Genomic DNA, 22,452 nt, shown 5'->3' on the forward strand with positions numbered 1-22,452 from the left:
GTCCGCGCCAAGGCGTCGGCACCGGCCGGTGGGTGTGCGTGCGCTACGGGGCCCACGACGGCGGCGGCCTGGCCCGCGCCGTGCTGGTGGCCGACACCGGCGGGGGGCGCCGACACCGTGGTCGCGGGCGAGCGCGAGGGCGGCTGGGAGTGCAGCAACCTCGACCGGCAGGTGGCGGCGGGCGCCTGGTGGCAGGACGGGGAGGGCCGGTGGCACTACCTGGCGGCGGCCTCCCGGGAGGCGGACCGGATCAGCGTGCGGGGCGCCGTCAGCGGCAGCGGGGAGGGCGGCGAGGCCCTCGCCGTGGAGGGGCCCGAGAGCGGGGAGCCGCCCGCCGGGGAGGTCGGACTCGTCGCCGTGGACGTGCGCGGGGAGGAGATGACCGTGCTCGCCCGCTGAGCCGCCCGGGCCCCGGGGGAACCGCCGCCGCGCGGCGGTGGCCGGTTCCGGCCAGCACGCGTGTGTCCGGACGCCGGAATACCCCGGGCCGCCCGGTGGTATCACTGGTCTGGACTCCCCCGCGCAGACCGGAGCCGACTACCGAAGCGCGACAGGGCCGGGGTTTCCCGGCCCTGGGAACAGTGGACTGCCCGGCCCCGGCCGTAGTGAGGTGTGACCTATGTCGATCTGGTCCCGTGGTGACCGCACCGGAAGGGTCGAGGAAGCCCTTCTGATGCTGGAGGGACAGGGGATCATCGACGGCCTGGAGATCCTGCCGGGCGAACCCAAGCCCTACCGGGTGCTCGTGCCCGCGGGCCTGGTCCACATGGACGAGGACGAGGCGTCGATGTTCGCGCTCGGCGCGGTCGTGGGGGCGTTCGGCGCCATCGCCCGCCAGCACGCCTGAGGCCGGGTCCGGCCCGGCCCGAGCCCCGCTACCGGGCGGCCTCCGTGCGGCCCATGGTGCGCAGCACCGCGTCCAGGAGCAGGTCCCGGACCATCGCGCGGTGCTCCTCGGTGTGCGCCGCGGTCAGCTCGTTGTTGAACGTGGACAGGCACAGGCCCACCACCATCTCGGCGAGCGGGCGGGCGGGGCGGCCGTCCTCGGGCAGCTCCTCCACGAAGCGGGCGATCTCCAGCGCCTCGCGCACGGCCTCCACCCACGGTTCGGTGCGCTCGCGCCACCAGTCGCGCTGCGGCCCGGGCTCGGAGCCCAGGCCGGAGGCGGCGGCGAGCAGCCCGCCCGACTCCAGCCACAGTCCCGTCCAGGCGTCCACGAGGCGGCCCATGTAGCCGTCGATGGTCTCCATGCGGCCGAAGGTGAGGTCGAGCCGGGAGGCGAACGCGGTCAGCCGCACGTCCACGGCGGCCTGGAGCACCTGGTTCTTGTGGTTGTAGTACCGGTAGACGGTGGAGCGGTCGATGTCCACGCCCTCGGTGATCTCCTTGTAGGTGATCCGGCTGAAGGGCTTGGCGCGCAGCAGCTCGACCAGGCTGTCCTGCAACTGGAGCATGCGCCGCGCGGCGCGCGGGCTGCCGCTCGTGCTCCGCCCCGCCTCCCTCGGCGCCGCCGTGCCCGACCCGTGCTCCGCCATCCGTCCCCACAGCCCTCGTCGACCGAACCTCCCCCAGCCTGCCGCACGGGGGGGCTTTCTCCAACACGGCGTTGGGGATGTCGGACACGTGGTCAGGCGCGGTGCCGCCCCGTGCGGGCGGGCCGGGCGGCGGGGGCGGGCCCACCCGGCGCGGTGGGCCCCCTCCCCGCGCGGAGGCGCCGGAGGGCGGCTAACCCTCCCACTGGGTGGCGAGCTCCTGGACCCTGCGGGCGCGGTGCGAGGTCAGGAAGTCGCGGTACCAGTGGTAGCTGTCCTTGGGGTGGCGCTCCAGGCGGTCGTAGTCGACGCGGACCAGCCCGAAGCGGCGGTCGTAGCCGTAGGCCCACTCGAAGTTGTCCAGCAGCGACCACACGAAGTAGCCGCGCACGTCCACCCCCGCGTCGATGGCCGTGGCCAGGGCGCCCAGGTGGTCGCGCAGGTACTCGACGCGGCCCGTGTCGCGGACCCGGCCGGTCTCGTCGGGCTGGTCGTCCTCGGCCGAGCCGTTCTCGGTGATGAAGATGGGAGGCAGGTTCGGGTAGCGCCGGTCCAGGTCGATGAGCAGGTCGGCGAAGGTGGCCGGGACCACCGGCCAGTCCATGGTGGTGTGCCGCACGCCCTCGATGCGCACCTGCTCGGTGCGGATGTCCACGGCGGTGCGCGCGGCCGGGTCGGCCTCGCTGTGGGGGGCGTCGCGCAGCATGATGGGCCGGTAGAAGTTGACGCCCAGGAAGTCCAGCGGCTGGCCGATGATCTCCAGGTCGCCGTCGGCCCGGTAGGAGCCGTCGGCCATGCCCTCCCAGACCTCGTCCTCGTTGTCGGGGTAGGCCCCGGCGAAGATGGGGTCGAACCACACGCGGTTGTGCAGGGTGCGGGCCCGCTCCACGGCGGCGCGGTCGGCCTCGGAGTCGGTGGCGGGCAGGAAGTGGTCCGGGTTGAGGGTGATGCCGACCTCCCCGGCGGCGGCCGCGCGCAGTTCGCCGGTGGCCATGCCGTGGGCGAGCAGCAGGTGGTGCGCGGCGGCCAGGGCGGGCGTGCCCTCCCGGGTTCCGGGGGCGTGGCGGCCGACGGCGTGGCCGACGAAGGCCGAGCAGAAGGGCTCGTTGAGGGTGATCCACCGGTTGACCCGGTCGCCGAGGCGGTCGGCGACGATGCGGGCGTACTCGGCGAAGCGGTAGGCGGTGTCGCGGACCCGCCAGCCGCCCTCGTCCTCCAGTCCCTGGGGCAGGTCCCAGTGGTAGAGGGTCAGGGCGGGTTCGATCCCGGCGCCCAGGATGGTGTCCACCAGGCGGTCGTAGAAGGCCAGCCCCTCCGGGTTGGGGCGGCCCTTGCCCGTGGGCTGGACGCGCGGCCAGGCCACGGAGAAGCGGTACAGGTCGACGCCCAGGTCGGCGAGCAGGGCGACGTCCTCGCCGTAGCGGTGGTAGTGGTCGCAGGCGACGTCGCCGCTCTCGCCGCGGGCGACGCGCCCCGGCGTGCGGCAGTAGGTGTCCCAGATGGAGGGACCCCGTCCGCCCTCGTGGACGCCGCCCTCGATCTGGTAGGCGGCGGTGGCGGTGCCGAAGAGGAGGCTGGCGGGCAGGGTGGGGTCTTCCATGGTGTTCCTTTCGCGGGAGCGCTCCCAATCGTAGCGAAGGCGACCTCCGACACCAATCATCCTTAAGTAGTCGAACAAACACCCTGAGCACGCGAAACACCGGCGCGCGCCCTCCTCCCGCGGCCTCCGCCCGCTCCGGCCCGACCGACGGCACGGCGGCGTCACGCGGACCGGACGGCCTCCCGTATCGTCGCACTGCACGCGCGCCCCCTTCCCCCGCCGGCCCCCGCCCGCCCCGCGCGAGAAAGGACCCCATGAGCGACTGGATCGACTACTCCCAGAACCGGAAGATCCGGGAACTGGAGGAGAGTCTCGGCTCGGCCCACTACCAGATGGCCGCCGAACGCCGCAGCATGCGCTCGGAGCTGTCCCGCGTCCGGGGCACCCTCGAACAGAGGCTGGACCGCGTCTCGGCCTCCCTGGACGCCTTCATCGAACTCAGCGACGTGCGCGCCGTCCTGGCGATGTTCGACGGAGCCGCCCTGGCCCGCCACCGCACCCTCCAGATGCTGGACGGCGTGCCCCCGGCCCTCCTGGACCTGGAGGACGTCCCCGGCTACTGGCTGGTCCCGGCCGCCCTCGGCCTGCACGCGCTGCTGGAGGGCGACACCGACGCCGCCCGCGTCCGCTTCGACGAGGCCGCCCGGCGCGACGCGGAGCGCGCGGGCCACTTCGCGGCGCTGGCCACCGCCCTGACCAGCGCGGGCCACGCCCGCGCCATGGACACCGCCGCGACCGCCGACCTGCTCCCGCACCTGCCCTCCCCCGCCGAGGAGGTGACCCGGGGCCAGCGCGCCCTGTGGCTGCTCACCGCCGACGGCTCCTTCGGCGACGACGCCCGAGAGCACCTGCTGCTGTCCACGCTGCGCGCCTGGTCCGAGGCACAGGTCCGCGTCCCGGCCTCCGCGGGCCTGTCCGCCCTGGCCGCGGACGCCTCCGACGCCCCGGCCCCCGACGCGGGGAAGCCCGGCGCCCCGGCCGCCCGGGGGAAGCGGACCGGCGGTCTGGCCGGGCGCGCCGAGGCCGCGCGGCGGATCACCGCGCTGCGCGAGGGCGTCGCCCGTGTCGTCGCGCTCGACGGGCAGGACGCCTCCCCCGCCGCGCTCGCCCCCGACGAGGTCAGCGCGGCGTTCCTCAACGAGACCCTGCGCCTGCTGGTGGAGGAGGGCAGCCCCGAGGAGGCCCCGCTGCTGGCCCGCGCCCGCGAACTGCGCGCGGTCATCGAGAGCAGCGGCGAGGGCGCGGCGCCGCGGCGGTGGACCGACCCCGTGGGCACCGTCGCCTCCCTGCTCGGCGACGACCTGGCCCGCCAGGACGGGCCGCCCCACCGCCGGACCTTCGCCCTGGCCCTGCAGCGCTCGGCCGTGGCCGAGCGCGCCGAGGAGCTGGTGCGCGAGGCCACCGCGCCGGTGGAGGACTCCACGACCCTCCAGGCGCAGGGCGTGCGGGTGACGGTCTCCTCCCACGGCGCCGAACCCCGGGAGCTGGAGCGCGCCCGCACCCAGCTGCGCGGGCGCTGGCGCGACACCGGCCCCGCCCGGACCTACGCCTGGGGCCTCCTCTCCATGGCGGGTCTGCTGGCGCTGCTGGGGCTGACCTCGGGCAGCGGCCTGGTCTGGTTCCTGTGCGTGGCCGCCGCGGTGGGCGCCGGGGTCGCGCTGGTGATCGACCGCTCCAGGCGCGCCGAGGCCCGCGACACCGCCGAGGCGACCGTGCGGCGGCTGGACGTGCAGGTCGCCGAGACCGCCGAGAGGTGGCGCGAGTCGCTGCTGGCCTCGGAGGAGCACGCCGTCACGGCCAGGCACGAGGCGGGACGGATCGACCGCCTGCTCGACACCGGAGAGAAGTAGAGGACACGAGGGGACATGGGACTGTTCTCGGCGCGGACCAGGCTCCGCAGCGACCCGCAGGGGTTCTTCCAGGGCCCGATGGCGCACGCGCTGGCCTCCGGCGCGCACATGCCCACGGCCAACGGCGGGGTGTGGAACGCGGTGCACTCCTCGTGCTCGTGCTGCGACGCCCAGGACGAGCGGGACAAGCTCCGCGACTCCTGGGGCGTCACCGACCACGCGGGCTGGGACCGGGCACTGCGCCGCCTGACCGACGACGCGTACTCCGCGACGGCGCTGTCGATCGTGCTGGACCTGCGCTCCCGGGCCATGGCGCAGGCCCCCGGGTGGCCCTTCGACGCGGGCGTCTGGCCGGACCTGATCGTGCGCTGGTGCCGGGAGCAGAACGCCGCCCCCGGCCTGTACGAGGAGCTCGTGACGGCGGCCGCGCAGGTCTGGGAGTACGAGGAGCGCATGGTGCGGGACGGGGTGCTGCCCCCGGGCACGCCGGTGCGCACCGTGCGCGCCTACGACTTCGGACGGGCGGTCAACCTCGCGCGGTGGGGCGTCAACGCCGGGTACGCCGACGAGCGCGCGGCGCACGCGCACATCCTGCGGGCGGGCGCGCAGTCCATGCGCTACCACGGGTCGTGGCAGGAGATGTCCGCCGGGTTCGTGCTGGGACGGGCGATGGCCTTCGACGAGGGCGCGTTCGGCCCGTACTACACCGACTCGGTGCGGGCGCACGCGGTACTGGTCAAGGACCCGCAGAGCCCGTGGCTCCACCTGCCCTGGCGGATGTGAGGGGCGGTGCGGGTCAGGCGTCTGAGTCCACCGGTCCGGCCGCGAGCAGGCGCATCTCCAACGGCAGGTCGCGGATCCCCCGCGTGGTCAGCCCGGCCGAACGCAGCAGCGCCTCGTACTCGCGCTCGGTGCGCTCGGCCCCGGTGGTCATCACCATCATGTGCGCGTCCAGGACGGCCGTGAGCCAGGGGGCGCCGTCGTCGGGCAGGACGCGCTCGGCGATCAGCACCAGCCCGCCGGGGGCCATCGCCTCGCGGCAGTTACGCAGCACGGCGCGGACGTCCTCGTCGGACCAGTTGTGCAGGACCCGGCTGAGCAGGTAGACGTCGGCGCCCCGGGGCACGCCACGGAGGAAGTCGCCCTCCACCAGCTCGCAGCGCCCCGCCTCGACGTACGCGCCGAGGCGGGCGCGGGCGGCGGCCAGCGCGGGCGGGCGCTCCACGAGCACCCCGCGGGTGTGCGGAGCCCGGGCCAGGACGGTGGCCAGCAGCTCGCCGTCCCCTCCCCCGAGGTCGACCACCGTGCGGGCGCCGGTGAAGTCGTGGACGTCGGGGACGGCGGTGGAGAAGCGGCCGCTCGCGGCCATCCCCGCCGTGTAGCGCGCCGCGTCGCCGGGGTGGCGCTCCAGGTGGGCGAACACGTCGGTGCCGTGGGCGGCCTCGAAGGCGGTGCCGCCGGTGCGCACGCTCTCGCCCAGGCGCGCCCACGCGGCGGTGAACATGTCGCTGTCGTAGAGCAGCGCCAGGTCGGCCATGCCCGAGGGGTGGTCCCGGTGCAGGGCGGCCCCGACCTCCGTGGGCCGGTAGCGCCCGTCGCGGTGCTCCACGACCCCCACGGCCGCGAGCAGGCGCAGCAGGCGTCCCAGCCGGTCGGGGTGCAGGTCCAGTTCGGCGGCCAGGGCCGCTGCGTCGGCGGCGCCACCGGCGAGGCGGTCGAGCACCCCCAGTTCGACCGCGGTGGCCACCGCCCGGGCCACCCACGGCCCGGTCATGAGCCGCAGCACCTCGCGCTCGGCGGATCCGTCCCCCGTCATCCCCACCTCCGTCAACAGGCTCTCAGAGCCAACCGTTGCGACGGAAGACAACGTAGAGGCTCAGGCTCGTCAGCGCCATGAGGGCCAGGGACAGCGGCCAGCTGAACGCCCAGTGGTAGTCGCCGCCCGGGGAGATGTTCATGCCGTAGACGGAGGAGATGAGGGTGGGCACGACCAGGATGCCGCCCCAGGAGGAGACCTTCTTCATCGCCTCGTTCTGCGCCTGGTCGATGAGGGCGCTGTTGACCGACATGATGTTCTGCAACAGCTGGCGGAAGCCGTCCACGCGCTCGCGCACGGCGGCGACGTGGTCGGCGACGTCGCGCAGGCGGTGGTGCAGCTCGCCGCGCCGTTCGGCGGGGATGCGGAAGGGGTCGGCGGAGGCCAGGCCCTGGCGGCGCGTCGGGGGGCGGGCCCCCTCCGGTTCGACGAGGGCGTCGGCGAACGGCCGCGGGTCCGGTGGGCCGGGGCGTTCGGGGTCGTGGGCCAGCGGCCCCATGAGCCTGTCCAGGACGGTTCCGAGGGGTTCGACGGCGCGGGAGAGCAGGATGACCTCGCGGGCGAGGCGGTAGGTGCGCCGGGAGGCCCGGGAGTCGCCGCCGAAGACCTGGTTCTCCACCTCGTCGATGTCGTCCTGGAGTTCGGAGACGACGGGCGCGTAGCCGTCCACGACCAGGTCCAGGACGGCGTGGACCACGGCCAGGGTGCCGTGCGCCAGGACGCGGGGCTCGGCCTCCAGGAAGTCGCGGACGCTCTCGAAGTCCACCTGTTCGGTGTGGCCGATGGTGACCACGAAGTCCCGTCCCGCGAAGAGGTGGATCTCGTCGACCTCGACCGACTCGCGCACGGTGTCGTAGCGGGCCGGGCGCAGCACGAGGAAGAGCACGCCCCGGTAGACCTCGGCCTTGGGGCGCTGGTGGGCGACGATGGCGTCCTCCAGGGCCAGGGAGGGCAGGCCGAAGAGGCGGGCGACCTCGGTGAGCTGGTCGCGGTGGGGGGCGGTCATGCTGATCCAGGCCATGAGGCCGGGGTCGCGCTCGGCGGCGCCGCGGGCTTCGGCGACGGTGTCGGTCTCGCGCTCGCGGCGCCCGTCGCGGTAGAGGACCGCGCGGACCGGGCCGGGCGAGCCGCGCTCGGGCAGCGCGGCCCTCCTGCGGCCCAGGTCCATGATGCGTTCCGGCGCGGAGTCGCTCATACGTGGTCTTCCCCTCCCGTGCGTGGTCGGACTGCGCGCCGCCCTGTCGGCACCGGACCGGCGGGCGGGCGCTCTCAGGAGGGACTGCCCCGAACGGGGCGGGGCAGTCCGGCCGGGGCCGTCCTCCACCGGGGAGGGCGCGGCGGTGCCGGGTCCCGGACGGGGGCCCTCAGCCGCGCAGCCCCGAGGCGCGGACCGTGATGTTGAGCCGCCCGTCCAGTCCCAGGGCGGGCGGCGCGGTGCCGGGCCGGGTGCGGGGGACGCCGTGGTAGGCCATACGGGAGGGGCCGCCGAAGACGAACAGGTCCCCGCTGCGCAGTTCGACGTCGGTGTGGGGGCGGTTGCGGGTCTCGGTGTTGCCGAAGCGGAACACGCAGGTGTCGCCGAGGCTGAGGGAGACCACGGGTGCGCCGGAGAGCTCGTCGCGGTCCTGGTGCATGCCCATGCGCGCGTCGGCGTCGTAGAAGTTGACCAGGGCGACGTCGTAGGGGTCGGCGTCCGGTCCGGGAGGGGCGCCGTAGGCGGCCTCCACGGCCCGGGCGGCCAGGTCGCCGAGCGGGTCGGGGAAGGGCTGGACGGGTGTGCCGTCGGGCAGGAGACGGGCGTAGGAGTAGGCCTGCCGGTGCCGGGAGGGCCCGGGGCCCCGCGCGCCCCGCCGCTCGGCGTGGGGGTTGGGCCCCGGCGACCAGTGCCAGCCCAGGCTGACCGTGCGCACGCTCATCACCCCGCCGCGCGGCATGGTGTGGCGGCGCATCCCGGCGGGTCCGCGCGCCCAGTCGCGGCAGCGCCGGACCAGGTCGGCCTGTTCCTCGGGGTCCAGCCAGCCGGGCACGTGCACGGCGCCGGGCGCCACCTGCGCGGGCGGGCGGTCGAACAGCGCGTCGCTCATGGGTCCCATGCTGCCCCGCGCGGGCGGTGGGCGCCAGCGCGGGGCGGAGCGGGTCAGCGGCGCAGGAGTTCGCGGACGTTGACCACGAGCAGCAGCACCACGATCACCGCGACGGGGACGGTGATGGCGATGCGCCAGTTGACCACGAACGCGGCCACGACCCCCACGACGAGTCCGACGACCACCGCGATGACCGCCAGCCCGATGAGGTACTGGACGAACTTGCGGCGGGCCACGGAGTCGACGGCGGCGAAGACCACGACCACGCCGATCATCGCGTAGAAGGTGTACTGCCCGTTCAGGACGAACATGGGCAGCGCGAGCGAGATCAGCAGGAGCGGGGTGCTCAGGGCCACCCACAGGTGCAGGAAGCGGGTGGAGCGCTGCGTCCCCGAGGAGTAGGGCAGGTGCGGGGCCTTGAGGTGCCCGGTGGGCGAGGGCACCAGGGGGGTGTCCGCGGCCAGGGCGCGCAGGTGGGTGTCGCGCTCGTCGGCGGTCAGCACGCGGGTCTCGTAGACCTCGCCCAGTTCCATCTCCAGGGCGGCGATGCGTTCGGCGTACTCGCGGGCGCGGGGCCGTGAGTGGGCCTCGCGCTCCAGGACGATGCGGGCCGAGTGCAGCTGGCGCAGGCGGTCGCGTCGGCTGATGACGTCGGCGTCCAGGGTGCGCAGCCGATCGTCCAGGGCGCGCACGTGGGCGCGCAGCTCGGCGCGGGCGGCGGGTTCGGTGGGGGCGACCTTCTGCAGGCCCACCCACGCCAGCGGGTCGGCCCAGGAGCGGCGGATGGTGCCGTCGCGCTCGTAGCGCGGGCCGCTGGGGGCGCGCTCGCCGTCGAAGAAGTCGCCGGTGTCGCGTCCCCACAGGCCGCGGTACCCCGTCAGCCAGGGGGTGTCGTCGTCGATGAGGACGGCCGACCACTCGCGGTCGCCGCCGGGGCCCAGGCGCATGCCGTCGCCGCGGGCGTAGTCGACGAAGGGGACGCCGATGCCGTGCCGGTTCAGGACGCTGTCGGCGCGGAAGATGCGGTGGGTGATCCACCGCCAGGCGCGCATGGGGCCGCGCAGGAAGGAGGGGTCGACCTGGATGAGGTAGTCGCCGGGGAGCATCTGGTGGGAGTGCGACCCCGCGCCGACGTAGACGATGGGGTGGTCGCCGTCCCGGTGCAGGTCGGGGTCGTCCCAGCTGCGGCGCAGGTCGTCGCCGTGGTACTCGTGCGAGGAGGCGCCCACCCAGACGGGGCGGGTGGTGCCGTCGGGGTTGTCCACGACGTAGACGGTGACGCGCTCCCAGTCGGCCTCGTGGTCGTTGACGCCGCCGTAGATGGTCCGCCAGTCGTTCATCGCGTAGAAGAACCAGTACTGGAGGATGGTGTAGCCGCCCTCGCGGGTGACGCGGCCGTAGTAGGTGACGCCGCCGTTGTCGACGCGCTCGCGGTAGCGGGTCACCGCGGCGAAGGTGAGGCCGCCGGGGACGGCCCCGCGGATGAGCAGGGAGAGCTTCATCAGGATGTCCAGGACCCGGCCCAGGACTCCGACGGCGGCCAGGCGGCCGCTCTTGGGGATGACGGTGCGGGCCACGCCCTTGTAGCGGCGGGCCTCCTCGCGCAGGGTCTCCTCCTGGACGAAGCGCAGGTGCTTGTGGCGTCCGGGCCACTCCGCCTCGGCCCGGCCGAGGCGGTCGAGGGTGAGTTCCCCGGCCGGGACGAGGCGGCGCTCGCCGCCGCCCGGCTCCTCGATCCACAGGCTGCAGTTGCGTACGTAGGCGTCCACGTCGGTGGGGAAGAAGAGCTCCCCCTTGGTGCACATGAGCACCGGTTCGTAGGCGCGGAGGAGTTCGAGATCAGATTTCGCGGCCATGGTTCGCACCAAGCTAGTGCATTCCGGAGACGCTCCGTACCGGCGCGGCGAAGTGGCGCGAGTGACGGATGTCGCTTGTGGGACGGGGCTGGCGCGCGCGTCCCAGGAGCGTGTTCCGTCGAGGAAATCACTTGCCAAGTTGGAAAGTGAATGCCATGCTGACAACAGGTTGAGCGAACGGAGAACGGCATGCGCAGGAACGAGGCGCTGGACGCGCTGGAGCGGGCGGAGACGGTGGGGACGCGGACGCGCTCGCGGGGCGGGTGGTACGCGGTCTACGGCGCGGTGTTCGGCGTCGCGACGATGGCCCTGGTGCTGGTGGTGGGCCTGTTCCCCTCCCCGCCGGTCATCGCCGCCTCCACCGCCGGGTTCGGGGCGGCCATGGCGGTGATGACGGTGTTCGCCGTGCGCCAGCCGGTGCACCCGCGTGGGTACGCGTCCCTGCACCTGTGGACGATGGGCGTGTGGGGCGTGCTGTACACGGTCACCCTCTTCGTCGGCATGTACGCCTTCCCCGGGGAGCCCGCCTGGTGGGTGCCCGGGGCCCTGGCCTGCGCGGCGCCGCCGCTGGTGGCGGCCTACGTGTCCCTGCGCCGGAGCAGGAGCGCCTGATGGAGCACCCCCGCGGCAGGCTGGACGAGGTGATCCACTCCCCCGTGCGCTTCTCGGTCGTGGCGGCGTTGGCCGCCGTGGACCGCGCGGAGTTCCGTTTCGTGCGCGACACCGTCGAGGTCTCCGACTCCGTGCTGTCCAAGCAGGTCACGGTGTTGGAGAACGCGGGCTACGTGAAGGTGCACAAGGCCGCGGTGGGGCGGCGCACCCGCACCTCCCTGTCCCTGACCGGTGAGGGGCGGGCCGCCTTCGACCAGCACGTGCGGGCGCTGCGCGAGATCGCCTCGGGAGCCCACGTCCGCGTCCCCGGGGCCGAGTGACCCCGCTCCCTCAGGCCGCCCGGCCCGACACCGCTCCGGCCTCCTCGGGCAGGGCCTCCCCGTCGGACGGGTGCGGGTCGGCTGCGGTCGCCGCCGCCAGATCGGGCACGGCGGGGCGGCGGGAGCCGTCGCCCCGGGCCGCGCCCGCACCCGCGACCACCACCAGGACCATGCCCGCGACCTGGATGGGGGCGGGCGCCTGGCCGATGACCACCAGGCCCATCACCAGGGCGACCGCCGGTTCCAGGCTGGAGAAGGTGCTGTAGGCGGTGCGGCTCATCCGCTGGAGGGCCACCATCTCCAGCAGGAACGGCACCATCGGGAACAGCAGCGCGATGAGCAGGGTGAACAGCACCAGGTCGAGGTCGGGGTCGGCGACCAGGCCGGGGGCGCCCAGCGGCGCGCTGACCAGCGCGCCCACGGTCATGGTCAGGGCCAGGCCGTGCACGGCGCCGAACCCGGCGCCCACCCGCTGGGTCAGCACGATGTAGCCCACCACGCAGACCGCGCCGGCCAGGGCGAAGCCGACCCCGACCAGGTCGAGTTCGCCCTGCCAGGGGCGGGTCAGGCAGAGCACGCCCGCGACCGCGGCGAGGATCCACACGAGTTCGCGGCGGCGGCGCATGGCGGCCACGGCCACCACGAGGGTGCCGAGGAACTCGATCGAGGTGGCGGTGCCGAGTTCGATCCGCGCCGTGGCCTCGGAGTAGAACAGCATCATCCCCGCGCTCGCTGTGCCCAGGATCACCACGGCGCCCAGTTCGCGCCGCGACGCCGCGCGCACCGCCCGCCACAGGGAGCGGCCGCCCAGGGCCAGCAGCAGGAGCGCGGCCCAGCTCAGCCGGAGCCAGGTGACGGTGGCGGGGCTGGCCTGGGCGAAGGCCGTGACGGCCAGCGCGCTGCCGGTGTGCAGGGTGAACATGCCGATGAGCAGCATGAGGGGCGCCGGGACCCCGAAGCGGGCACGGCGGAGCGAGGGAGCGAGAGAGCGGATCACCCGACCATTGCACCGACGCGGTTCGTTTCTGTCCACGGACCATTGGTTGATGGATCGTGTAGTTCCGGTGGATGGTCGGGTAGCTTCTGTGGATGGACTTCACCCGGTTGCGTCTGCTGGTCGAACTGGAACGGCTGGGCACGATGGCCGCCGTGTCCGAGGTCACGGGCATGAGCACGTCGGCGGTCTCCAAGCACTTCGCCGTCCTGGAGCGGGAGGCGGGCGTGCCGCTGATCGCGCCCGACGGGCGGCGGGTGCGCCTGACCCCGGCCGGGCGGCGGCTGGCCGAGCACGCGGTGGGCATCCTGGCGCGGGTGGAGGCGGCGCGGGCGGAGTTCGACGGCGAGGGCGAGCCGGTCGGCCGCGTCGACCTGGTGATGTACACCACGGCGGCGCCCCTGGTACTGCCCGCGCTGCGCCGTCTGCGGCGCGACCACCCCGGGATCGACGTCCACCTGACCGAGCACGAGTCCGAGCACGCGCTGGAGCTGCTCCAGGACGGGCGTGCGGACCTGGGGGTGGTGTACCAGTACAGCCTGCTTCCCCGGGATTTTCCGGGGACGCTGACGGTGCACCCGATCGGGAGCGAGGACCTGCTGCTCGCCCAGCCCTCGGAGGGTGCCGACAGCCGCACGCTGACCCGTCGGCGGCTGCGGGAGCTGGCGGAGGCGGCGTGGATCGTCAGCCCCTACCGGCGCGACGAGGAGGCGCTGGTGCAGCGCATGTGCGCCGAGGCCGGGTTCACGCCGCGCGTCGTCCACCGCATCGACAACCTGGAGCTGTTCGAGCAGCTGGCGGCGGAGGGTCTGGGGGTGGGCGTGGTGCCGCGGTTGTCGGCGGTGACCCGGCGCGGGGTGGCCCACGCGCCCCTGGGCGAACTCGGCGGGGTCCGCCGCGTCCACCTGGCGGGCCGCACCGGCGGATGGGCGTGGAAGCCCATCCGCCTGGTGGCGGAGTACCTGCGCGAGTCGGCCGCGGGCGTGCTGGCCGGGTAGGGCGGCGCCTCAGCCCGCGATGGCGAAGGGCCCCACCGACGGCACGGGGACCTTGCTGGCGGCCTCGCGCATGGCGGTGAGCAGGGGTTCGGGCGAGGCGCCCGCGCGGGAGAGGGCCACGATGTGCCGACGCGCGCTCTCGCGCACGCCCCGCACCACGATCCGCGGCGTGCTCAGGCCGGTCCAGGCCAGGCGCGGCATCAGGGCGATGCCCAGCCCCGCCTGCACCAGGGAGAACACGGCGCTGAAGTCGTCCACGGTGTGCACCACGCGGGGCTGGAAGCCCACCTGGTGGGCGGCGCCGGAGACGCACTCGTGCCAGGCGGTGCCGGGCGCGGACAGGATCCAGTCCTCGTCGGCGAGGTCCTCGGCCAGGTGGAGGCCGGTGCGCGCGGCCAGCGGGTGCTGGTAGGGCAGGATCGCGTCGAACAGCTCGACCATGACCGGGTCGACGCGAAAGTCCGGGTCGCCGCTGGCGGGCAGGTGGCCGGTGGACATGGTCAGGGCCATGTCCAGGCGGCCCGAGCGCACCATCTCGGCGCTGTGCTCGGGTTCGGCCTGGACGACCTGGAAGGACCAGTCCGGGTGGCTCGTGCGCAGGCGCGCCAGGGCCGGGGCGATGAGGTCGCTGATCCCGGTGGAGAAGGCGCCGATCCGGACGACGCCGCGGTCGCCCTCGGCGTATTCGGCCAGGTCGGCGCTGGCGCGCTCCATCTCCGCGAAGATGACGTGCGCGCGCTTGAGCAGGACCCGGGCCGCGCCGGTGAGCAGGAAACGGCGGCCGTTGCGTTCGACGAGGGGGACCCCGGCCTCCTTGGCCAGGGCGGCGAGCTGCTGGGAGACCGCCGACGGGGTGACGTTGAGCGCCTCCGCGGTCGCCGCCACCGTGTGGTGGTGGTCGAGTGCCTGGAGGAGCTGTAGCCGCCGAACGTCGATCATGGCCTCCAACTTATGGCAGCACGTACAGATTTCAGGGTGGTTTCGTACGCGTTGCGCAGGTTAGGGGCGTGATTCCATGCACATCGTCAGCGGGGTCCGCGCTCAAAGAAAAAAACGAGCTTCTTTTCTTTCGGCAATCTCTGACGCCTCTTTCTCCGTGTCGGGCGCGTTCCGGTCGATACGGACACGTACAGTCGGTGCCACAGCTCAACCACGGGTGAGGCCCGGGGGGATCAGCACCCAATGCTGGTGGAACGGGTGAGAAAAAGATGCAAAATTCGCTGATGACCAAACCTCGACAGTCCGACGTCGGTGTGCTCAGCTTCCGCTACCTGGGAGCCCACGAGGTGGAGGAACTCGCGGACCTGTGGGGCGCCCTCCACCAGCAGCACACCCTGACGGCCCCGCACCTGGCGGACATCATCGGCCCCGTGAGCCTGGACGAGTCCTGGAGGCGCCGCCGCGCCCAGTACACGGCCTGGCTCGCCGACCCCGAGACCCTGGCGATCCTCGCCGAGAGCAACGGCGACCTGGCCGGGTACGCGATGGTCACCATCCGCGAGAACGCCCAGGGCAGCTGGGACCGCGGCGCGCGGGGCGCGGTGGTGCAGACCTTCGCCATCGACCCCGAGTACACCGGAAGCGACGTGGGCTCCAAGCTGCTGGAGGAGGTGCGCCGCCAGCTCGCGGGCATGGGCGTGCGCGACATCGAGTTCTCCGCGCTGGCCACGGCCTCCGAGGACATCCGCTTCCTGGAGGAGGAGGGCTTCCGCCCCTTCGTGACCACGATGGTCTGCCGCGTGGACGCCTTCGGCGCCCACGACTAGGACCCGCGGGCGCCCGAGCCCCCTTTCCGGCCTCCGGGGCCGGGAAGGGGGCTTTCGCGTCGGCCCGCGCCCGCGGGCCGCGGTCGGCCGTCCTCCCCCGGTGGAGCGCGGGTGCCCGGTCGCCGTGCCCGACACGCCTCCGCGCCGCGCGGGGGCGAACCGCTACGCTCACCCCGTGGCCTCCGACTCCAACACCTGCAACTTCCCCGGCTGCGACCGGCCCGTGCCCCGTGCCTCCTCGCCCGGCCGCCCGCCGCAGTACTGCGACCTCCCCGAGCACACCCGCTGGCGCGCCTGGAAGGAACGCCAGCGCCAGACCCAGGAGGCCGAACGCCAGGAGGAGCTGGCCCGCGCCGCCCAGGAGTCCTCCGCCGCCGACTCCGCCGCGCCCTCCCCCCACACCGCCGGCTCCTCCCCCGCTTTCAGCACCGAACCGGTCACCTCCGCCCGCCTGCGCGCCGACGACCTGCTCACCCGCTTCGCCGTCCAGAGCGAGCAGCTCACCGCCACCCTCCAGGCGGCCACCGAGGCCTTCTCCACCATGACCGACCCGGCCGCGGCCGAGGCCCAGGTGGAGGCCGCCCGCCTGGCCGGGGCCCGGCACGCCGCCGAGGCCGACGCCGCCCGCCTGGAGGCGGAGAACCGCCGCCGCGAGGCCGAGAGCGCCCGGCGCGTGGCCGAGGACGCCGCCGCCTCCGCCGTCTCCGCCACCCAGGAGGCCGAGCGCATCGCCGAGGAGGCCCTGGCCGCCCGGGACGCCGCCGAGGCCGAGCGCGACCGGCAGCGCGCCCTCGCCGACGGGGCCCGGACCGAACGCGACGCCGCCGTCGCCGAGGCCAACGCCGGGCTGGCCGCCGCCGAACGCCGCATCGCCGAGCAGGCCGCCCGCGCACGCGAGGAGCTGGAGCGCGAGCGGACCGAGGCCGCCCGGCGGCTCCAGCACGCCCGCGCCGAGGCCGAGGGGCTGCGCGCCGAGACCGCCGAGCACGCCCGTCGGCGCGACGAGGCCGTCCTGGCGGCCGAGAGCGCCCGGGCCCGCGCCGAGACCGCCGAGGAGCGCGCGGGCGAGGCCGCCCGGACCCTGGCCGCCGAACGGGACCGCTTCGACGCCGAACTGGAGCGGACCCGCGAGCGCCTGGAGTCGGACCGCGCGGCGGCCGCCGACGAGCGCGAACGCCTCACCGCCGAGCTGGAGCGGCTCCGCGCCGACCGCGAGCGCCTGGCGGCCGACCTGGACACCCAGCGCCGCAACGCCGAGATCACCCTGGCCGAGTCGCGGGAGGCCGCCGCCGCGCGCCTGGCCCTGGCCGAGGAGGCGCGCGATCGGGCCGTGGCCCGCGCCGAGCTGGCCGAACAGCGCGCGGAGGGGGCCGGGGCGTCCCCGGCCGGGCAGGACGCGGAGCGCACCACCACGTAACAGCCCGCTCCGAACTGCCGGGCCCCTGTCCACGGCCCGCCCCTACGGATGTTCAGTAAGTCACCTAAGTGCCGGTTCGTCCCGGTCTAGGATGGGAAACGTGCGAGATCTGGGAACCACTGGAGACACCGGACCGATGAACGTGGGTGGTTCCCCCGGCGAAGGACACGGACCCGAACGCGTCGAGGTGGGCGAACGCCCCCACCCCAGGGTGGACCTGCGGGCGCTGTTCGGACTCCAGTCCGGCGCCTGGGCGTGGACCACCGCGGTCAAGGCCGCCGTGTCCATGTCGCTGTCCTTCGCCCTGGCCACGTGGCTGTTCGGCTCGGAGGTCGGCACCCTGGCCGCCCTGGGCTCCATGACCGTCCTGTACGAGAAGAAGACGCCCTACGCCTACCGGTCGGCGGCCCTGGCCCTGGTCGGCCTGGGCTTCGTCGCCAGCGTCACCCTCGGCTCCCTGGCCTCGGCCCTGGCCTCCTGGGCGCCCGTGTTCTCCATCGGCCTGACCGCCGGGATCGCCACCTGGCTGTGCGCCGCCTGGCGGGTGGACAGGCCGGGCCCCCTGTTCTTCGTCCTGGTCGGCGCGATCTCCACCATCGCCCCCGGCGGCTTGGCCGACGTCCCCCTGCACGCCCTGGTGGCCGCCCTCGGCGCGGCCATCGGCTGGGCGGTGTCGATGTCGGGCGCGCCCGTGCGCGCCCGCCACCCCGAGTACCGCGCCGTGGCCGAGGCCTACCGCCAGCTCGCCTCCCTGCTGCGCGCCGTGGGCACGCCCGACCTGGACCACGCCCAGCACGAGGCCTCGGTGGCGGTGGCCGAGGCCTGGCGGATCGTCCTGCTGGCCCAGACCCGCGGCTACCGCACCAGCCCCGAGGCCGCCCGGCTGCGCTCCCTGCTGCGGTGGGTCTCCGACGTGCACCTGGCCACCACCCAGGTGTGCATGGCGCGCCCCACGACCCTGCCCGAGAAGGCCGCCGACTTCGCCGATCGCATGGCGCCGGCCGTGGCCGACCCCTCCCTGGGACCCGACCCCGACGAGCTCGACGAACTGCGCCGGGGCCTGCGCCCCCGCTCCCTGGAGGCCCGGCTCTACGGCCAGCTGGCCCGGGCCGCGCAGGCAGCGCGCCGCTCCTCCCACGATGACGACGAGCACGCCGCGACCCTGCACGACGAGCGCTATCCGGCGCTGTGGGACGCGCTGCGCTCCAGCCTGGGCTCGGACTCGCTGGTGCGCCCCACCGCGCTGCGCATGTGGATCACGGTGACCGCGGCGGGCGCGTTCAGCCTCCTGCTGGGCCTGGACCACTACTACTGGGTGGGCCTGACCGCGACCGCCGTCCTCCAGGCGGGCAGCGTGGTCCTGACCATGAACCGGGCCCTCCAGCGGTCCCTGGGCACCCTCGTGGGCGTGTTCATCGGCGCCGCGCTGATCGCGACGCACCCGCCGCTGGCGGCGGTCATCGTGCTCGCCGGACTGTTCCAGGGGCTCACCCAGCTGGTGGTGGGCCGCAACTTCTTCTACGCCTCGGTCCTGGTGACGCCGATGGCGCTGCTGCTGGCCGCGACCGCCGCGCCCGACCCCATCACCGACCTGGCCGGGTCGCGCATCATCGACACCGTCGTGGGCTCGGTGTTCGGCCTGCTGGGCTCGCTGCTGTTGTGGCGCAGGGCGTCGGCGACCCGCCTGCCCCAGGCCATCACGAGCGTGCTGGAGACCTCGCGCGAGTGCATCATGGCGGTCCTGGACCAGGACGTGGAGATCGGCCCCGAACGGCGCTACCGGCTGCGCAGGGACATGCGCGCGGCCCTGGTCAACCTGCGCGGGGTCTACGACAGCGCGATCGGGGACGCGCCGCGCGCGGCGTCCACGCTGCCGCTGTGGCCGGTGGTGGTGGCCACCCAGCGCACCGGCTACCTGGCGCTGTCGGCGCTGGCCCGGGACCGGCCCGAGTCGGCGGGCGTCATCACCCTGCAACGGGTGGACCTGGCCTTCGGCGAACTCATCTCCTCGATGAGGGAGCGCCGCACGCCCCGCATGGGCGCGATCCCCCGGCTGCCCGCCTACCCCAGGATCAACATGGAGCTGCGGGCGCTGTCCAACGCGATGACCAGCGCGGTCGCCCAGGACGAGCGCGCCGCGCGCCAGGAGGCCGAGCGGCGGGCCCAGCGCGAGCACCGCCGGGCCCAGAAGGACCTGGACGCCGACCTGTGAGCCCGCTCCGCGCCCGCCCCCGGCCTCCGGGGGCGCGGCCGGTCAGTCCACGAGGGCGAAGGCGCGCACGGGGAAGGCGGCCATCCCGCGGATCTTGGCGGGCACCGCGAAGAAGGTGAAGCCCTCCTCGGGGAGCTGGTCGAGCAGGCACAGGTGGGAGACGACGGGGACGCCGGCGGCGAGCAGGACGGCCAGCGCCGGGCGGGCGCCCTCGGCTGCGGGAGAGGGGTCGTCCACGCCGACCGCGTCGATGCCCACCAGGGTGGCGCCGCCGTCCACGAGCGCCTTGGCCGCCGCCTCGGTCAGGTAGGGGTGCTCGGGGTGGCCGTAGGACTCGGTGCGCCAGTGCCGGTCCCAACCGGTGCGCACCAGCACGGCGCGTCCGCGCACGTCCAGGCCGGAGAAGGCCTCCGGGCCGACCCGGGCGGAGCCGACGGAGACGACCACGCCGGGCAGATCGGCCACGCGGGCCAGGTCCAGGTCGGCCAGGTCCGCGCCGTCCCGGTAGCGGTGGGCGGGCGTCTCCACGTAGGTGCCGGTGGCGCCGACCATCGTGACGCGGCCGCTGCTGGTGGCGTGGCCGGGGACGGAGCCCGCGACGGCGGTGCTCTCCTCGACGGCGGGTTCCGGCAGGCCCGGAGAGGTGGTCATCCCGTCGGTGATCTGGTGGCTGACGTCGACCAGTTTCGGCATGGCTGTTCTTCCTCGCTCGCGCGTCCGGGGAAAGGACCCCTGACCTGCACCAGAGGTCTAGACCATAGCCTAGCGCGTGTGACCGGCGCCACGGCACCCGCGCCCGGCCCGGATCACGTCCTCCGGCCACGTCCTCCGCTCCGCGACCCCGATAAGCTCGGGAGACACGGACACGGGAGCCCTCCGCATGTCCGTCACCCCCGCGCGGACCACCCCACCCCACCCCGAGAAGAGGCGACCGAGTGACCCTGTACGGAGCGGCCAAGACCGTCATCGCGCCCGCCACCCGTGTCGTGTGGCCCCAGCGCGTGGAGGGCGCGCACCACGTCCCCCGTCGCGGTCCGGTGATCCTGGCCGTGAACCACCTGGCGCTGATCGACCCGCTCTTCATCGGCGTGGCCTGCCCCCGGCCGGTGCGCTTCATCGCCAAGCAGGAGCTCTTCGACGAGGGGACCCTGCCCCGGCGGCTGTTCACCCGCGCGCTGCGGGCCATCGGCCAGCTCTCGGTGGACCGGCGCCCGGGCCAGAGCGCCCAGGAGGCCATGGACAACAGCCTCGGGGTGCTGGAGAGGGGCGAGGTCTTCGGGATCTTCCCCGAGGGGACGCGCTCCCCCGACGGCCGCCTCTACCGCGGGCAGACGGGTCTGGCCTGGCTGGCGCTGACCACGGGCGCCCCGGTGGTGCCGGTGGCCCTGGCGGGCACCGAGCGGATCCTGCCCCCCGGCCGCAGGGTGCCCTCCCTGAACCGGGTGGGCGTGCGCTTCGGCGAACCGGTGGACCTGTCGCCGTGGGAGGGCCAGGCGGACCGGGCGCGCCCGCGCCGCGAGGCCACCGACGCCATCATGGCCGCCATCGCCAAGCTGTCCGGGCAGGAGCAGGTGCACCGGTTCGCCGCCTCGGTCAAGGCCGAGCTGGAGCGGGGACGCCCCTCGGGCGCGTAGGGTCGGCTCTCGGGGGAGTCGGACTCCCCCTCCCCCGGTGCGGCCCCCGGGACGCGGGACCGCTCCGGCGGGCGGTGACTTTCTTCACAGCCCGTTCGGAACTGGGGAACCGGTGACGGGGCGTTGACCTGTTGTTGAGGGACCTCTCGGGGCGCCGGCGACAGCCTCCCCACCTGGTCCTACCGGGTTCCGCCCGGGCCGACGGCCCCGCGGGACCTCCGGGCCCGCCGTGCGGGCCCGGGACGGGGAGCGGAATTCTCTACCTTTATAGTAGGTTTTCCCGGTGCCGACACCGGATAGATTAGGCAAGCCTTACCTTTTGATGGCGTCCGACTCTGGCGCGAAGACTTGGAGCTGTGCGATGACGCGACCACTGCGAGTGGGAATCGTGGGTGCGGGCCCCGCGGGGATTTACGCCGCGGACCTGCTCACCAAGGACGAGACCCTGTCCGCGTGCGGCACGTCCGTCAGCATCGACATCCTCGACAAGCTGCCCTCCCCCTACGGCCTGGTCCGCTACGGCGTCGCCCCGGACCACCCCCGCATCAAGCAGATCCAGGGGGCGCTGCACAAGATCCTGGACAAGCAGGAGATCACCTTCTACGGCAACGTCGAGTACGGCGTGGACCTCAAGCTGGAGGACCTGCGCCACCACTACGACGCGGTCGTCTTCGCCACGGGCAGCGACCGCGACCGGCCGCTGGACATCCCGGGCATCGACCTGCCCGGCAGCCACGGCGCCGCCGACTTCGTCTTCTGGTACGACTCCCACCCCGACGTGTCGCCGTCCTGGCACGTGGAGGGCACCAGCGTCGCCGTGATCGGCGCGGGCAACGTCGCCGTCGACGTCGCCCGCATCCTCGCCAAGAGCGCCGAGGACCTGCTGGAGACCGACATCACCGACAACGTGTACGAGGGGCTGCGCGCCAAGCAGATCACCGACGTGCACGTCTTCGCCCGCCGCGGCATCGCCCAGTGCAAGGCCACCCCCATGGAGCTGCGCGAGCTGGACAAGCAGCCCGGCGTCGAGGTCATCGTCTACCCCGAGGACTTCGACATGGACGAGGGGAGCCTCCAGGCCTGCGAGGACTCCAACCAGGTCAAGACCAACGTCAAGGTCCTGCAGAACTGGGCGATCCGCGACCCGCGCGGCGCCGAGCGCCGCCTGCACCTGCACTTCCTGCACAGCCCGGTGGCCGTGCTCGGCGAGGACCGCGTCACGGGCCTGCGGACCGAGCGCATGGAGCTGACCGGCGACGGCGGCGTCCGGGGGACCGGCGAGTACGTCGACCACGAGGTCCAGGCCGTCTACCGCGCCATCGGCTACCTGGGCTCGCCCCTGGCCGACCTGCCCTTCGACGAGGAGCGCGGCGTCGTCCCCAACGCCGAGGGCCGGGTCCTGGACCTGGACGAGAAGCCGATGGACGGCGTTTACGCCACCGGATGGATCAAGCGCGGTCCCGTGGGCCTCATCGGCCACACCAAGGGCGACGCCCTGGAGACGGTCACCAACCTGGTGGCCGACCGCGAGGCCCTCACCCCCGCCTCCGAGCCCGACCCGGTCGCCTTCCGCGCCCTGCTGGAGGACCGCGGCGTCCACTACACCACGTGGGAGGGCTGGCAGCGGATCGAGGCCCGCGAGGAGGAGCTGGGCGCCGAGCGCGGCCGCAAGCGCCTCAAGCTCCTCTCCCGTGACGAGCAGACCAGCATCGCGCGCCAGGGCTGACCCCCGGTTCGCGGGCTTCCCGGCCGGTCCCGCGC

21 protein-coding genes are annotated in these 22,452 nt (G+C 74.2%); 12 read left to right on the forward strand and 9 right to left on the reverse strand.

Going from position 1 to position 22,452, the window contains the following annotated elements:
- Nucleotides 1-117: 117 nt before the first annotated feature.
- Both EV372_RS27585 and EV372_RS27590 read left to right on the forward strand, forming a co-directional pair.
- A complete protein-coding gene (locus tag EV372_RS27585) occupies nt 118-399 on the forward strand; it encodes a hypothetical protein (RefSeq protein ID WP_197044332.1) in 282 nt (93 codons plus the stop codon).
- Nucleotides 400-619: 220 nt separating this feature from the next.
- Entirely contained in the window at nt 620-847 is a 228-nt protein-coding gene (locus EV372_RS27590) for a hypothetical protein (protein ID WP_130398463.1), read from the forward strand.
- A gap of 28 nt (nt 848-875) precedes the next feature.
- Here the strand turns inward: EV372_RS27590 and EV372_RS27595 are convergent, their stop codons facing one another.
- Both EV372_RS27595 and EV372_RS27600 read right to left on the reverse strand, forming a co-directional pair.
- On the reverse strand, nt 876-1,454 hold the full coding sequence (locus tag EV372_RS27595; RefSeq protein WP_130399154.1) for a TetR/AcrR family transcriptional regulator: 579 nt from the start codon (nt 1,452-1,454) through the stop codon (nt 876-878).
- Between the two features lie 271 nt (nt 1,455-1,725).
- Nucleotides 1,726-3,132, reverse strand: coding sequence for a GH1 family beta-glucosidase (locus EV372_RS27600; RefSeq protein ID WP_130398464.1), 1,407 nt, complete (start codon nt 3,130-3,132; stop codon nt 1,726-1,728).
- Nucleotides 3,133-3,386: 254 nt separating this feature from the next.
- Here EV372_RS27600 and EV372_RS27605 point away from each other — a divergent pair, with 254 nt between their 5' ends.
- Entirely contained in the window at nt 3,387-4,982 is a 1,596-nt protein-coding gene (locus EV372_RS27605; RefSeq protein ID WP_130398465.1) for a hypothetical protein, read from the forward strand.
- A 15-nt stretch (nt 4,983-4,997) separates the two neighbouring features.
- Nucleotides 4,998-5,765 (forward strand): DUF1266 domain-containing protein, encoded by a 768-nt coding sequence (locus tag EV372_RS27610; RefSeq protein WP_130398466.1) that lies wholly within the window; start codon nt 4,998-5,000, stop codon nt 5,763-5,765.
- 13 nt (nt 5,766-5,778) lie between these two features.
- Here the strand turns inward: EV372_RS27610 and EV372_RS27615 are convergent, their stop codons facing one another.
- The 4 genes from EV372_RS27615 to EV372_RS27630 form a co-directional block, all read right to left on the reverse strand.
- A complete protein-coding gene (locus EV372_RS27615) occupies nt 5,779-6,798 on the reverse strand; it encodes a methyltransferase (protein WP_130398467.1) in 1,020 nt (339 codons plus the stop codon).
- Nucleotides 6,799-6,820: 22 nt separating this feature from the next.
- Nucleotides 6,821-7,993: a magnesium and cobalt transport protein CorA gene (locus tag EV372_RS27620; RefSeq protein ID WP_130398468.1), complete on the reverse strand. Its 1,173-nt coding sequence runs from the start codon at nt 7,991-7,993 to the stop codon at nt 6,821-6,823.
- A 169-nt stretch (nt 7,994-8,162) separates the two neighbouring features.
- Complete coding sequence (locus tag EV372_RS27625) at nt 8,163-8,882, reverse strand: alpha-ketoglutarate-dependent dioxygenase AlkB (protein ID WP_130398469.1); 720 nt, start codon at nt 8,880-8,882, stop codon at nt 8,163-8,165.
- 53 nt (nt 8,883-8,935) lie between these two features.
- The gene (locus tag EV372_RS27630) at nt 8,936-10,738 is read right to left on the reverse strand and encodes an NPP1 family protein (RefSeq protein ID WP_130398470.1); all 1,803 of its coding nucleotides are present in this window, start codon (nt 10,736-10,738) and stop codon (nt 8,936-8,938) included.
- A 189-nt stretch (nt 10,739-10,927) separates the two neighbouring features.
- Here EV372_RS27630 and EV372_RS27635 point away from each other — a divergent pair, with 189 nt between their 5' ends.
- Together EV372_RS27635 and EV372_RS27640 are read left to right on the forward strand one after the other, a co-directional pair.
- Nucleotides 10,928-11,350, forward strand: a complete 423-nt coding sequence (locus tag EV372_RS27635; protein WP_130398471.1) for a hypothetical protein — start codon at nt 10,928-10,930, stop codon at nt 11,348-11,350.
- On the forward strand, nt 11,350-11,670 hold the full coding sequence (locus EV372_RS27640) for a winged helix-turn-helix domain-containing protein (protein ID WP_130398472.1): 321 nt from the start codon (nt 11,350-11,352) through the stop codon (nt 11,668-11,670). Before EV372_RS27635 ends, EV372_RS27640 begins: the two co-directional genes overlap by 1 nt.
- Nucleotides 11,671-11,680: 10 nt before the next feature.
- On the opposite strand, the gene EV372_RS27645 is transcribed toward EV372_RS27640, so the two are convergent.
- On the reverse strand, nt 11,681-12,667 hold the full coding sequence (locus EV372_RS27645; protein WP_130398473.1) for an EamA family transporter: 987 nt from the start codon (nt 12,665-12,667) through the stop codon (nt 11,681-11,683).
- Between the two features lie 92 nt (nt 12,668-12,759).
- Here EV372_RS27645 and EV372_RS27650 point away from each other — a divergent pair, with 92 nt between their 5' ends.
- A complete protein-coding gene (locus EV372_RS27650; protein WP_013153570.1) occupies nt 12,760-13,662 on the forward strand; it encodes a LysR family transcriptional regulator in 903 nt (300 codons plus the stop codon).
- A 9-nt stretch (nt 13,663-13,671) separates the two neighbouring features.
- Here EV372_RS27650 and EV372_RS27655 read toward each other — a convergent pair whose 3' ends face one another.
- Nucleotides 13,672-14,601: a LysR family transcriptional regulator gene (locus tag EV372_RS27655; protein WP_130398474.1), complete on the reverse strand. Its 930-nt coding sequence runs from the start codon at nt 14,599-14,601 to the stop codon at nt 13,672-13,674.
- 284 nt (nt 14,602-14,885) lie between these two features.
- On the opposite strand from EV372_RS27655, the gene EV372_RS27660 reads away from it, so the two are divergent.
- The 3 genes from EV372_RS27660 (at nt 14,886) to EV372_RS27670 (ending at nt 19,057) form a co-directional block, all read left to right on the forward strand.
- Complete coding sequence (locus tag EV372_RS27660; protein ID WP_130398475.1) at nt 14,886-15,428, forward strand: GNAT family N-acetyltransferase; 543 nt, start codon at nt 14,886-14,888, stop codon at nt 15,426-15,428.
- A 175-nt stretch (nt 15,429-15,603) separates the two neighbouring features.
- Nucleotides 15,604-16,845 carry a hypothetical protein gene (locus EV372_RS27665; protein ID WP_130398476.1) on the forward strand — a complete coding sequence of 414 codons (1,242 nt, stop codon included), beginning with the start codon at nt 15,604-15,606 and terminating at the stop codon, nt 16,843-16,845.
- Nucleotides 16,846-16,981: 136 nt separating this feature from the next.
- Complete coding sequence (locus EV372_RS27670) at nt 16,982-19,057, forward strand: FUSC family protein (RefSeq protein ID WP_130399155.1); 2,076 nt, start codon at nt 16,982-16,984, stop codon at nt 19,055-19,057.
- 42 nt (nt 19,058-19,099) lie between these two features.
- On the opposite strand, the gene EV372_RS27675 is transcribed toward EV372_RS27670, so the two are convergent.
- The gene (locus tag EV372_RS27675; RefSeq protein ID WP_013153575.1) at nt 19,100-19,750 is read right to left on the reverse strand and encodes a cyclase family protein; all 651 of its coding nucleotides are present in this window, start codon (nt 19,748-19,750) and stop codon (nt 19,100-19,102) included.
- 242 nt (nt 19,751-19,992) lie between these two features.
- On the opposite strand from EV372_RS27675, the gene EV372_RS27680 reads away from it, so the two are divergent.
- Complete coding sequence (locus EV372_RS27680) at nt 19,993-20,691, forward strand: lysophospholipid acyltransferase family protein (protein ID WP_130398477.1); 699 nt, start codon at nt 19,993-19,995, stop codon at nt 20,689-20,691.
- 379 nt (nt 20,692-21,070) lie between these two features.
- Nucleotides 21,071-22,417 carry an FAD-dependent oxidoreductase gene (locus EV372_RS27685; protein ID WP_130399156.1) on the forward strand — a complete coding sequence of 449 codons (1,347 nt, stop codon included), beginning with the start codon at nt 21,071-21,073 and terminating at the stop codon, nt 22,415-22,417.
- The last annotated feature ends 35 nt before the right edge of the window (nt 22,418-22,452 follow it).

The organism is Nocardiopsis sp. CNZ308 (assembly GCF_004217075.1).

Excerpts from the sequence above, each read along its gene's own strand:
- EV372_RS27590 (WP_130398463.1), top strand. The coding sequence starts at position 620 with ATGTCGATCTGGTCCCGTGGTGACCGCACCGGAAGGGTCGAGGAAGCC.
- EV372_RS27595 (WP_130399154.1), bottom strand. The coding sequence starts at position 1,454 with ATGCTCCAGTTGCAGGACAGCCTGGTCGAGCTGCTGCGCGCCAAGCCC.
- EV372_RS27600 (WP_130398464.1), bottom strand. The coding sequence starts at position 3,132 with ATGGAAGACCCCACCCTGCCCGCCAGCCTCCTCTTCGGCACCGCCACC.
- EV372_RS27605 (WP_130398465.1), top strand. The coding sequence starts at position 3,387 with ATGAGCGACTGGATCGACTACTCCCAGAACCGGAAGATCCGGGAACTG.
- EV372_RS27610 (WP_130398466.1), top strand. The coding sequence starts at position 4,998 with ATGGGACTGTTCTCGGCGCGGACCAGGCTCCGCAGCGACCCGCAGGGG.
- EV372_RS27615 (WP_130398467.1), bottom strand. The coding sequence starts at position 6,798 with ATGACGGGGGACGGATCCGCCGAGCGCGAGGTGCTGCGGCTCATGACC.
- EV372_RS27620 (WP_130398468.1), bottom strand. The coding sequence starts at position 7,993 with ATGAGCGACTCCGCGCCGGAACGCATCATGGACCTGGGCCGCAGGAGG.
- EV372_RS27625 (WP_130398469.1), bottom strand. The coding sequence starts at position 8,882 with ATGAGCGACGCGCTGTTCGACCGCCCGCCCGCGCAGGTGGCGCCCGGC.
- EV372_RS27630 (WP_130398470.1), bottom strand. The coding sequence starts at position 10,738 with ATGGCCGCGAAATCTGATCTCGAACTCCTCCGCGCCTACGAACCGGTG.
- EV372_RS27635 (WP_130398471.1), top strand. The coding sequence starts at position 10,928 with ATGCGCAGGAACGAGGCGCTGGACGCGCTGGAGCGGGCGGAGACGGTG.
- EV372_RS27640 (WP_130398472.1), top strand. The coding sequence starts at position 11,350 with ATGGAGCACCCCCGCGGCAGGCTGGACGAGGTGATCCACTCCCCCGTG.
- EV372_RS27650 (WP_013153570.1), top strand. The coding sequence starts at position 12,760 with ATGGACTTCACCCGGTTGCGTCTGCTGGTCGAACTGGAACGGCTGGGC.
- EV372_RS27655 (WP_130398474.1), bottom strand. The coding sequence starts at position 14,601 with ATGATCGACGTTCGGCGGCTACAGCTCCTCCAGGCACTCGACCACCAC.
- EV372_RS27660 (WP_130398475.1), top strand. The coding sequence starts at position 14,886 with ATGACCAAACCTCGACAGTCCGACGTCGGTGTGCTCAGCTTCCGCTAC.
- EV372_RS27670 (WP_130399155.1), top strand. The coding sequence starts at position 16,982 with ATGAACGTGGGTGGTTCCCCCGGCGAAGGACACGGACCCGAACGCGTC.
- EV372_RS27675 (WP_013153575.1), bottom strand. The coding sequence starts at position 19,750 with ATGCCGAAACTGGTCGACGTCAGCCACCAGATCACCGACGGGATGACC.